Here is a 9,995-nt window from a genome sequence, read left to right on the forward strand (position 1 = left end):
CTGCGGGATGATGCCGACATCGTCCGGCAAGAGACCGGGACAGGAGCGCAGACATGAGCAAGCCGCCGAATGTGGTCAATATCGAGCAGGTCGCCGCCGTCGACTATCGGGAGGGCGAGGTCTGGGGCGGCAGCTACCAGCCGCTGACGCCGGCCTTGGACGCCTTGCCGGGCCGGTTGGGCGCCAATCTGACCCGGCTGCCGCCGGGACGGGTGGGCTGCCCCTTCCATGCCCATGCCCGCGAGGATGAAATCTTCTATGTGCTGTCCGGACGCGGCGTGCTGCGCCTGGGTGACAGCGTTCAGGAAATCGGCCCTGGCGACTGCGTTTCCTGTCCGGCCGGTCATGGCGTCGCGCACCAGATCGCCAACCCTTTCGATGAAGACCTGGTTTATCTGGGCATCGGCGTCAACGACCCGCACGAAGTCTGCGTCTATCCGGACAGCGGCAAGGTGCTGGTGCGCCATCTGAAACAGGTGGGACGGCTGGAGGGCGCGCCGTATTACGACGGCGAGCCGCCGCGGCCCAGGGTGTTCGACTTGCTGGAGCGCGGCGTGCAGCCGGCGCCGAAGAAGAAATAGCCGGCGCTTGGCAGGCGGGGACGGCATGAGCGATAACGGAAGCATGGCGCACGGGCGGGTAGAGAAACGATGAGGCGGGGATTGGGCCGGGCGGCGGCGCTGGCGCTGGCATGGTCTATGAGCGCGGCGGCGGGACCGCTGTTGTTCTGTTACGAGGATCAGATTTCCTATCCTTGGCTGGACGGCCACGGCGGCGGTTTGGACATTCAACTGATCAAGCAACTGCAAGCGCCGTTGCGGCGGGCCGTGTTGCTGCAGCCGATGCCATGGCGGCGCTGCATCAATATGCTGAGCCAGGGCAAGATGGACGGCGCCTTCGCCGCCAGCTTCCTGCCGGAGCGCTCACAATGGGGCTTGTATCCGCTATTGGCCGACGGCGCGCCGGACGGCGGCCGACGGCTGCACAGTTCCAGTTATTCCTTGTACCGCTTGAAGGGCACCACGGTGGACTGGGATGGCAGCCATCTCTCCAGCGGCATGGCGCCGATCGGCATGCAAACCGATTTTTCCATTGGCGCTTTTCTGCGCAAGCAGCAGGTGGAGATAGACGACAGCAACCGCGATCCCTTGGCCATTCTGCAAATGCTGCGCTTGCGGCGGCTCAGCGGCGCGGCGCTGCAAACCCCGCGCGCCGAACAGCTGCTGCGCGAGCACCCGGAACTGGCGGAGGTGATTGAACGCTGCCGGCTGCCATTGGAGGAGAAGCCTTATTTCCTGATGCTGTCGCGCCAGTTGGCCTACCGCGAGCCGGGGCTGCCGGCCAGGATCTGGGCGGAACTGGAGCGTCAGCGCGAGGCGCCGGCTTTCCAGGCTTTGCTGCGCTCCGCCAGCCAGCATCGGGAGGCGGGCGGACATAAATGAAGTCCGGGTATTTGGCGATTGACCGCTACCGAAACTAAAGCATTTACTTTACCATCCGCTTTCCATTCACCCTGGGAAAACAAATGCACAAGAATATGCTCGTGGCCGCCGGCTGCCTATGGCTGGCGGCCGGCCCGGTCTTGGCGGAGGGCTGGAATCACCCCGGCTGGCAGGATAGCGCCGATACCCGCGTCAAGGCCTTGGCGCTGTTGCAAACGCTGAACGCCACCTTGCTCAGCAATAGCAGTGCCACCCGCACCTTGCAGCAATGGTGCGCCGAGCACCGGATGGCGGCGCCGGCGCAGATCCGCGCCTTGCGCAATCCCGCCGATCACAAGGACGCCAGCGCCGAGGTGAGGGCGCAGCTGCGCGCGCAGCCGGACGAGCGCGTCGCCTACCGCCGCGTGCAGCTGGCCTGTGGCGAGCATGTGCTGTCCGAAGCCGACAATTGGTATCTGCCCTCCAAGCTGACGGCGGAGATGAACCGCCAACTGGACGGCAGCGATGTGCCGTTTGGCCGCGCGGTGGCGGCGCTGAATTTCCGCCGTCAGACCGAGGAGGTCAAACTGCTGTGGTCGCCACTGGAGGCCGGCTGGGAAATGAAACCGGCGCCCAAGGCCGGCGCCGGCGGGCTGGACATCGCGCAGCAAGTGCTGCAGCACCGCGCGGTGCTGTATCGCGGCAGCGACAACGCGCCGTTCAGCGTGGTGGTGGAGACTTATCAGCGAGACGTCTTCGCCTTCCCGCTGGCCTATTGAGACCGCGCCGAGCGAGTCTTGCGAGCAGGGCGCTGGCAGCGTCCGCTGCGCAAACAACAGAAGAAGAAAGCAAGCATGATGAAGACAACACAGAGATTGGGCGGCCTGTTCTTGGCCGGCCTGATCGCCGGCCAGCCGGCGCTGGCGGACCGCCTGGACGATATCCTGCAACGCGGCAGCGTGCGGGTGGGCACCACCGGAGATTACCGTCCGTTCAGCGAACGGGACGCGGCCAGCGGCGCCTATCGCGGCCTGGACATCGAGATGGCCGAGAGCCTGGCGCGGGCGCTGGGCGTCAAGCTGGAGCTGGTGGCCACCAGTTGGCCGACGCTGATGCGCGACCACGAGGCCGGCAAGTTCGACATCGCGATGAGCGGGGTGTCGATCAATCTGGAGCGGCAAAAGCGGGCGCTGTATTCGCAGCCCTATCTGAACGACGGCAAGACGCCGATCACCCGCTGTGAAAACGTCCAGCGTTTTCAGACCATCGCCCAGATCAACCAGCCCCGGGTCAAGCTGATCGTCAATCCGGGCGGCACCAATGAAAAGTTCGCGCGCGCCCGCCTGCCGGCGGCCACTCTGACCGTGCATCCGGACAACGTCACCATTTTCCGGCAGATCATAGACGGCAAGGCCGATCTGATGGTGACCGACGCGGTGGAAACCCGTTATCAGCAGAAACTGCATCCGGAGCTGTGCGCGGTGCACCCGGAGAAGCCGTTCGACTTTTCGCAAAAAGCCTATCTGCTGCCCAACGACTGGCGCTGGAAAGCCTGGGTGGATCAATGGCTGAGCCAGAGCCTGCAGAACGGCGAATTCGTCGGCTTATCGGCCAAGTGGCTGGGAAATTGAATCGAGCCTAAGAGCCTGTTCAAAGTCTGCTGCGCGTCGGCGATACGGCGTTGAAACCGAGCTCAAAATGCTCATGTACCACCTGTACATTCCGCTTTTTCGCTCGTTTTCGCCTTGTCTCACCTTAGCTCGCGAGATCGTAAACACGTTCTAAGCTTCGCTGCCGCGCAGCTGCTCGATATAGCAATTGAACAGCTCGGCGTGGCTGGCCACGCCCAGCTTCAGATACAGATTGCGGCGGTGAACCTTGACGGTTTCCGGCGAGATCGCCAATTGCTGGGCAATGGCCTTGCTGGACAGACCGCACAAGGTCAGCCGCGCCACCTCGGCTTCGCGCTCGCTCAGCCTGCCGTGGCCGAAGCGTTCCAGGGTCTGGCTCAATTGGTCCGCCAGCCGCGCCGGCGGCGGCAAGGGCTCGGCCTGCAACTGCCAATGGCGTCGCATCGCCGCCAGCAGCCAGGGCTGCATCACCCGCAGCTTGCCGATGTCCGCGGGCGCGAATTCGCTGGTTTTTCCCAGCGACAATGACAGAACCTGATCCGGCGCCACGCGCAGCAGCAACTGGACCTCGTCCACGCCCACTTCGCCGCTCATATAACGCTGAAAGTATTCGCTTTGGCGGAAATGATCGGGCGCGATGTCGGGCAGGTGATAGAGACCGTCGGCAAAAGGCTGGCGGCTATACAGATAGAACGGGTCCAGCAGGTAGAGGCCCTGGCAGTACAGCGGCATCGGCGATGCCGCCGCGCGGTGCTGGAAATCGCACTCCTCCAGGATCAAGGGCGGCGCGCCGACGCGAAAACAGGCCGCCAGCGCATTGTCCAGCGGCACGCTGGCGCGCAGCAGCAGCGCCAGCTGGCGCCAAAAGCCCGGCAGGCCGATATGCGCCATCAACTGCGCCAGATGTTGGTGCAGCGGCAACTCCCTCAACAGACCTTCCATCCCGCCCTCCCGGTTTGGGGTAACCCGTCACGGTGATTGGGCCCCTTTCCGCGCCAAAATACACTGTCTCCCACGCGTCTGACTACAAGGCGCCGCACAACAAGAGGAGAGCAGAGCATGAGCACATCCAAGGCCACCCCCGGGCTGCGCCGTTCATTGAGCGTGACCGACGTGGTGTTGATCACGGTGTCGGGCGTGACGCCGGCCAGTTCCATTTTCGTGATCGCGCCGTTCGCGCTGCAAGGCGCCGGCAGCGGCACCTTTCTCGCCTTCGCGCTGGCGGCGCTGTTGGCCGCCGCCTTTGCGCTGTGCTATGCCGAGCTGGGCGCGGCCCATCCCAATGCCGGCGGCGAGTACGTAATGATAGAGCGGGTATTCGGCCGTCGGCTCAGCCTGCTGATGTATCTGCTGATCTTGTGTCTGTTGCTGTTCGTGCCGGCGGTGTTGGCCACCGGCGCCGCGCCCTATCTGAATTCCGCGCTGGGCGCGCGGCTGGACGGCGCGGAGGTGGCGCTGGCGATGATCGTGCTGTGCTTCGGCATCGCGGTGCTGGACATCAAGCTGAACGCCTGGCTGACCGGTTCTTTCCTGCTGTTGGAAGTGGCCGCGCTGACCTTGATCGCCTGGCTGGGCTTCAGCGAGGCGCGGCAGCCGGCGGCGGTGTTGTGGCAGCCGGTGATGGCCGCGGCCGATGGCGGACTCGCCACGGTTCCCGTCGCGGCGATCGCGGCGATGGCGGGCATCGCGGTATTCGCCTACAACGGTTTCGGCGGCGCGGTGTATTTCGCCGAGGATATGAGCGAGAGCGGCCGCCCGGTGGCGCAGGCGGTGCTGGCGACGCTGCTCATCGTGGTGCTGGTGGAGTTGATTCCGGTCACCGCGCTGATCCTGGGCGCGCCGTCGCTGGCTGAGCTGAGCCGGCAGGCGGACCCTATCCACTACGTGCTCAGCCATTTGAGCAGCCCGGCGGTGGCGCGGGTGATCAGCGGCGGCATTTTCCTGTCGGTGTTCAACGCCATCATCGCCATCGTGGTGCAAAGCGGCCGTTTTCTGTACTCCAGCGGCCGGGACGGGCTGTGGCCGGCGCCGGCGAGCCGGGCGCTGCAGCGCATCCATCCGCGCTTCGGCACCCCCTGGGTGGCCACGCTGGCGCTGGCCTTGCCGTCGGCCTTGCTGACCTTTCATTCCAGCCTGGCCGGCCTGGCCTCGTTCACCGTCATCATTCTGATGCTCAGTTATCTATTGCTGGCGCTGGCGGCGCTGCGCAGCCGTCGCGGCCGCCATCCCCATCCTTACCGCATGCCCTGGTGGCCGTGGCCGCCGTTATTGGCCGCGGCCGGCAGCGTGTATCTATTATGGGCGGCGTTGCGGGACGCGCCGGCGCGCGATGGCTGGATCATGGCCGGCATCGTGCTGGCCGGTGTGCTGCTGGCCGCGCAGCGGCCGCGATGCAAGGTATTGATTATCGATGAGCAGAAGGAGAGATGACTATGCAATCCAGGGCAAGATCATTGGGCATTCGCATCGGCCAAGGCGAGCCGGGCGCCTTGAACGCCATTACCGACGTGCCGGGCGTGCGCGTCGGGCATGCCGAGGCCTGGGCGGATTTCGCCGACGGCCGGCGCGCGCGCACCGGGGTGACGGTGGTGGAGCCGCGGCCGGGCCTGGCGCGCCACGCACCATGCTTCGCCGGCGTGCATGTGCTGAACGGCAACGGCGATGCGTCCGGCCTGGAATGGCTGCGCGAGGCCGGCATGCTGACCACGGCCATCGCGCTGACCAATACCCACAGCGTGGGCGTGGTGCGCGACGCGCTGATCGTCGGCGAGCGCGAGGCGGTGGCCGGCGAGCCGCAGTTGTACTGGACCATGCCGGTGGTGCTGGAAACCTTTGACGGCCTGCTCAACGACATCAACGGCTTCCACGTGACGGCGGAGCACGCGCGCGCCGCGCAGAGGGCGGCCAGCGGCGGGCTGCCGGCCGAAGGCAGCGTCGGCGGCGGCAGCGGCATGATCTGCCATGAGTTCAAGGGCGGCATCGGCACCGCATCGCGGCGCTTGCCGGCGGCGGCCGGCGGTTGGACGGTGGGGGCGCTGTTGCAGGCCAATCACGGTAAGCGCGGCTCTTTATTGGTTGAAGGCTATCCGGTGGGGCGGCATTTGAGCTGCGAGCGCATTCCTTCGCCATTCGAGCAGCGGCGGCTGCCGCAGCCGGGCATGGGCTCCATCGTGGTGGTGCTGGCCACCGATGCGCCCTTGCTGCCGGAGCAATGCCGGCGGCTGGCGCAGCGCGCAGGCATCGGCATCGCCCGCACCGGCGGCGGCACCGAGGACTCCAGCGGCGATATCTTCGTCGCCTTCGCCACCGGCAACCGCGATCTGCCGGTAAGCGACTACGCTGATAAAGGGCCCTTGTGCAGCGAAGTGCGCATGGTCAACGCCGATCATCTGTCGCCCTTGTTCGAGGCGGCGGCGGAAGCGGTGGAGGAGGCCATCGTCAACGCCTTGCTGGCGGCCGGCGATATGCGCGGCAACCACGGCCACGCGGCGCATGGCCTGACGCCGCGGCAGTTATTGACCGCGCTGGACGCCAGCGGCTGGCGTCCGCGCTAGCCGGCGGCGCGATTTGGCGCGGCCCTGGAATGCTATTATCATGACTGGGGCCGCGCTGACGCGGCGTGACAAGGCGGGAGGCTGAGATGAAGACACCGGAAACGCCGGCGGACGAAGCGAAACGCCTGGCGACGCTGCGCGCGCTCGGAGTGCTGGATACCGCGGCGGAAGAGCGTTTCGACCGCCTGACCAGAATGGCCAAGCGGCTGTTCCGAGTGCCCATCGCCCTGGTTAGCCTAGTGGATGAGAACCGCCAGTGGTTCAAGTCCTGCATGGGCCTGGCGACGAACGAGACTTCGCGCGACATTTCCTTTTGCGGCCATGCCATCCTGGGCGACGAGATCTTCATTATTCCGGACACGCTGGCGGATGCGCGCTTCGCCGACAACCCGCTGGTGGTGGGCGAACCCTATATCCGCTTCTACGCCGGCTGCCCGCTGCATGCAGCCAATGGCGCCAAGGTGGGCACCTTGTGCGTGGTGGACGGCTTGCCGCGGGATTTCGATCAGGACGACGCGCAGGCGCTGCATGATCTGGCCTTGATGGTGGAGGCGGAGCTGATCGCGTTTCAGGCCGCCACCACCGATGAGCTGACCGGTATTTCCAATCGGCGCGGCTTCCGGCTGCTGGCGCAGTACAGTCTGAATTTCTGCGCGCGTCAGGCCTTGCCGGTGAGCCTGGCCTTCCTGGATCTGGACAAGTTCAAGGCCATCAACGACTGCCATGGCCACGCGGTTGGGGATCAGGCGCTGGCGGCCTTCGCCGAGCAGATGCGCGCCTCCTTTCGCTCCGCCGATCTGCTGGCGCGCCTGGGCGGGGATGAGTTCGTGGTGCTGTTGTCCGATGCCGGCCGCGAGCGGGCGCAGGCGGCGGTCGACAAGTTCACGCGCAATCTGGATGCTTACAACGACGCCGCCGGCCAGCCCTACCGGCTGGCATTTTCCGACGGCATCGTGGAGCTGGACCCGGAGCGGCATTTTTCGATAGAAGCGCTGCTGGCGGAAGGCGACACGCTGATGTACGCGATCAAGGGCGCCAAGAAATAGCGCGCCGGCCGTGGCCGGCAGGCGGCCAAGCTCGGGAAATTTCACCGGAACTTTCACTTTTCATACCCCTCTAGTTTGAAACCGGCGCATGCGGGTCATGCGTTCCGTATAACAAGCACAGCTCGGGGGGCGGCCGCCATGGTCCATAATGTTTCATTGATTTCAACCATTGCCGCGGGTCTTGGCCTGTCCCTGATCCTGGGGCTGCTGTGCGAGCGGGTTCGCATTCCGGCGCTGGTCGGCTATCTGCTGGCCGGCATCGTCATCGGCCCGGCGACGCCGGGTTTCGTCGCGGATATGCAGATAGCCGCGCAGCTGTCGGAAATCGGCGTGATGCTGCTGATGTTCGGCGTCGGCCTGCACTTTTCGATGAAAGACCTGCTATCGGTCAAGCGCATCGCCGTGCCGGGGGCCATTGTGCAGATGAGCGCGGCCACCAGCCTGGCGCTGTTCGTCGCCTGGTGCTGGGGTTGGGGCTGGTCCAGCGGCCTGATCTTCGGCTTGTCATTGTCTTGCGCCAGTACCGTGGTATTGCTCAAGGCGCTGGAGGTGCGCGGCATTCTCGACACCATCAACGGCCGCATCGCCGTGGGCTGGCTGGTGGTGGAGGACTTGGCTTGCGTGCTGGTGCTGGTGTTGATGCCGCCGCTGGCGGCGCTGCTGGGCGGGTCGGCCGTAAGCACCGGCGGCGGGCCGCTGTGGCTGACCATTGCGCTGACCCTGTTGCAAGTGACTGCCTTCATCGCGCTGATGCTGATTGTCGGCCGGCGCGCCTTGCCGTGGCTGCTGTGGCGGGTGGCCAAAACCGGTTCGCGCGAACTATTCACGCTGGCGGTGACCGCGGCGGCCATCGGCATCGCCTTCGGCGCAGCCCATTTGTTCAATGTTTCCTTTGCGCTGGGCGCGTTTTTCGCCGGCATGATGATGCGGGAGTCCGAATTCAGCCATCGCGCCGCCCGCGAGTCTTTGCCGTTGCGCGACGCGTTCTCGGTGCTGTTCTTCGTGTCGGTGGGCATGTTGTTCGATCCGACCATTCTGCTGGAGCAGCCGCTGATGGTGCTGAGCGCGGTGGCCATCATCGTGCTGGGCAAAACCCTGGCGGCGCTGGCCTTGGTCACGCTATGCCGCTACCCGCTGACCACGGCGCTGACCATTGCCGCCAGCCTGGCGCAGATCGGCGAGTTTTCCTTCATCCTGGCCGGCCTGGGCGTGACGCTGGGCCTGCTGTCGGCGCAGGGCATGAGCCTGGTGCTGGCCAGCGCGCTGATCTCGATTGCGCTCAATCCGCTGTTGTTCGCCGGGCTGGAGCCGCTGCGCGGCTGGCTGTTGGCGCGCTCGGAATGGGCGCGCAGCCTGGAGCGCCGTGCCGACCCCTATGCGGAACTGCCGATGAGCACCGAGCGCAAATACCTGGAAGGCCAGGTGGTGTTGGTGGGTTATGGCAGGATTGGACGCGGTCTGGCCGCGGAGTTGGAACGCGGCCACGTGCCCTATGTGGTGGTGGACCAGAACCGCGAACTGGTGGAAGCGTTGCGCAATCAGGGCCGCGCGGCGGTGACCGGCGATGCCGCCGAGGCGGCGGTGCTGATCCAGGCCCATATCGTCAATGCCTCGGTACTGGCGGTTTCCACCGCCGACGCGCTCAATCTGCGGCAGATGGTGGAACTGGCGCGTACCTTGAATCCGGAGTTGCGCATCGCGCTGCGCGCGCGTAGCGGCGAGGAGGCCGAGCTGCTGCGGCGTGAAGGCCTGGGAACGGTGTTTCTGGCCGACGAAGAGCTGGTGGGCAGCATGGGCCGGCATGTGCTGGCCGGTTTCGCCGCGGAACGGCTGCAAGCCGCGCACTGAGCGCGCGGCTTCAGCTTGCTGGCTGGTTCTCCAGCCAGGCCTTGGCCGCGGCCAGATCGCGCGCCACCCAGGCGGCGTCGGCTTCGAAGCGAGCGTCGTCGACGCCGGGTGGGCGGAACAGGGTCAGCACCAGTTCGCAGCCATCATCGCGCGCCAGCAGGCGCAGTGGAATATAAACCTCGGCCTGGCCGGGTGGCGACAGCCAATGATCCAGCACGCCGTAGTCGTTGAGCGGAGAGAAGCGCACCGGCATCGCGCCATGCGGCGTGTCCGCCAGCCAGCCGTCGCCGGCGCGGCGCAGCGCGCCGGCCAGGCCGGACGCCCATAGTGGAAAATGTTCCGGCGGCGCCAGCAAGGCATAGGCGCGTTCCAGGGAGCAGGCGATGCTGATGCCGATATGGCGTGGCGTGGACATGGCGGTTTTCGCGGCGGGCAGTGCCTTGAGTGTAGTCCATGCCGCGGCATGTCCGTCCGTGCTCACGCCTCTTCCAATCC

General features: G+C 65.9%; 10 protein-coding genes. 8 read left to right on the forward strand and 2 right to left on the reverse strand.

The genetic code is table 11. The features are described from left to right. Nucleotides 1-53 precede the first annotated feature (53 nt). The 4 genes from LQT98_RS13015 (at nucleotide 54) to LQT98_RS13030 (ending at nucleotide 3,052) form a co-directional block, all read left to right on the forward strand. A complete protein-coding gene (locus tag LQT98_RS13015) occupies nucleotides 54-581 on the forward strand; it encodes a cupin domain-containing protein (RefSeq protein ID WP_053074489.1) in 528 nt (175 codons plus the stop codon). Between the two features lie 69 nt (nucleotides 582-650). After that, nucleotides 651-1,442 carry a hypothetical protein gene (locus LQT98_RS13020; RefSeq protein ID WP_156183933.1) on the forward strand — a complete coding sequence of 264 codons (792 nt, stop codon included), beginning with the start codon at nucleotides 651-653 and terminating at the stop codon, nucleotides 1,440-1,442. Between the two features lie 83 nt (nucleotides 1,443-1,525). Continuing rightward, complete coding sequence (locus LQT98_RS13025) at nucleotides 1,526-2,200, forward strand: hypothetical protein (RefSeq protein ID WP_231462715.1); 675 nt, start codon at nucleotides 1,526-1,528, stop codon at nucleotides 2,198-2,200. 75 nt (nucleotides 2,201-2,275) lie between these two features. Next, a complete protein-coding gene (locus LQT98_RS13030) occupies nucleotides 2,276-3,052 on the forward strand; it encodes a transporter substrate-binding domain-containing protein (protein ID WP_269326023.1) in 777 nt (258 codons plus the stop codon). A gap of 150 nt (nucleotides 3,053-3,202) precedes the next feature. Here the strand turns inward: LQT98_RS13030 and LQT98_RS13035 are convergent, their stop codons facing one another. Beyond that, the gene (locus tag LQT98_RS13035; protein WP_231462717.1) at nucleotides 3,203-3,994 is read right to left on the reverse strand and encodes a helix-turn-helix transcriptional regulator; all 792 of its coding nucleotides are present in this window, start codon (nucleotides 3,992-3,994) and stop codon (nucleotides 3,203-3,205) included. Between the two features lie 117 nt (nucleotides 3,995-4,111). On the opposite strand from LQT98_RS13035, the gene LQT98_RS13040 reads away from it, so the two are divergent. The 4 genes from LQT98_RS13040 (at nucleotide 4,112) to LQT98_RS13055 (ending at nucleotide 9,500) form a co-directional block, all read left to right on the forward strand. Further along, the gene (locus LQT98_RS13040; protein WP_231462718.1) at nucleotides 4,112-5,482 is read left to right on the forward strand and encodes an APC family permease; all 1,371 of its coding nucleotides are present in this window, start codon (nucleotides 4,112-4,114) and stop codon (nucleotides 5,480-5,482) included. Beyond that, nucleotides 5,479-6,606, forward strand: a complete 1,128-nt coding sequence (locus tag LQT98_RS13045; protein ID WP_231462719.1) for a DmpA family aminopeptidase — start codon at nucleotides 5,479-5,481, stop codon at nucleotides 6,604-6,606. Before LQT98_RS13040 ends, LQT98_RS13045 begins: the two co-directional genes overlap by 4 nt. An 86-nt stretch (nucleotides 6,607-6,692) precedes the next feature. Beyond that, nucleotides 6,693-7,652, forward strand: coding sequence for a sensor domain-containing diguanylate cyclase (locus tag LQT98_RS13050; protein ID WP_231462720.1), 960 nt, complete (start codon nucleotides 6,693-6,695; stop codon nucleotides 7,650-7,652). Nucleotides 7,653-7,808: 156 nt separating this feature from the next. After that, on the forward strand, nucleotides 7,809-9,500 hold the full coding sequence (locus LQT98_RS13055) for a cation:proton antiporter domain-containing protein (RefSeq protein ID WP_231462721.1): 1,692 nt from the start codon (nucleotides 7,809-7,811) through the stop codon (nucleotides 9,498-9,500). A 10-nt stretch (nucleotides 9,501-9,510) separates the two neighbouring features. Here LQT98_RS13055 and LQT98_RS13060 read toward each other — a convergent pair. Continuing rightward, nucleotides 9,511-9,995, reverse strand: a 485-nt coding sequence (locus tag LQT98_RS13060) for a hypothetical protein (protein ID WP_231462722.1), incomplete at its 5' end; no start/stop codon positions are given.

Source organism: Chromobacterium aquaticum (assembly GCF_021129195.1).
Lineage (GTDB): Bacteria > Pseudomonadota > Gammaproteobacteria > Burkholderiales > Chromobacteriaceae > Chromobacterium > Chromobacterium aquaticum.

What these genes read in the sequence shown, in the direction of transcription:
- LQT98_RS13015 (WP_053074489.1), top strand. Translation starts at nt 54, where the DNA reads ATGAGCAAGCCGCCGAATGTGGTCAATATCGAGCAGGTCGCCGCCGTC.
- LQT98_RS13020 (WP_156183933.1), top strand. Translation starts at nt 651, where the DNA reads ATGAGGCGGGGATTGGGCCGGGCGGCGGCGCTGGCGCTGGCATGGTCT.
- LQT98_RS13025 (WP_231462715.1), top strand. Translation starts at nt 1,526, where the DNA reads ATGCACAAGAATATGCTCGTGGCCGCCGGCTGCCTATGGCTGGCGGCC.
- LQT98_RS13030 (WP_269326023.1), top strand. Translation starts at nt 2,276, where the DNA reads ATGATGAAGACAACACAGAGATTGGGCGGCCTGTTCTTGGCCGGCCTG.
- LQT98_RS13035 (WP_231462717.1), bottom strand. Translation starts at nt 3,994, where the DNA reads ATGGAAGGTCTGTTGAGGGAGTTGCCGCTGCACCAACATCTGGCGCAG.
- LQT98_RS13040 (WP_231462718.1), top strand. Translation starts at nt 4,112, where the DNA reads ATGAGCACATCCAAGGCCACCCCCGGGCTGCGCCGTTCATTGAGCGTG.
- LQT98_RS13045 (WP_231462719.1), top strand. Translation starts at nt 5,479, where the DNA reads ATGACTATGCAATCCAGGGCAAGATCATTGGGCATTCGCATCGGCCAA.
- LQT98_RS13050 (WP_231462720.1), top strand. Translation starts at nt 6,693, where the DNA reads ATGAAGACACCGGAAACGCCGGCGGACGAAGCGAAACGCCTGGCGACG.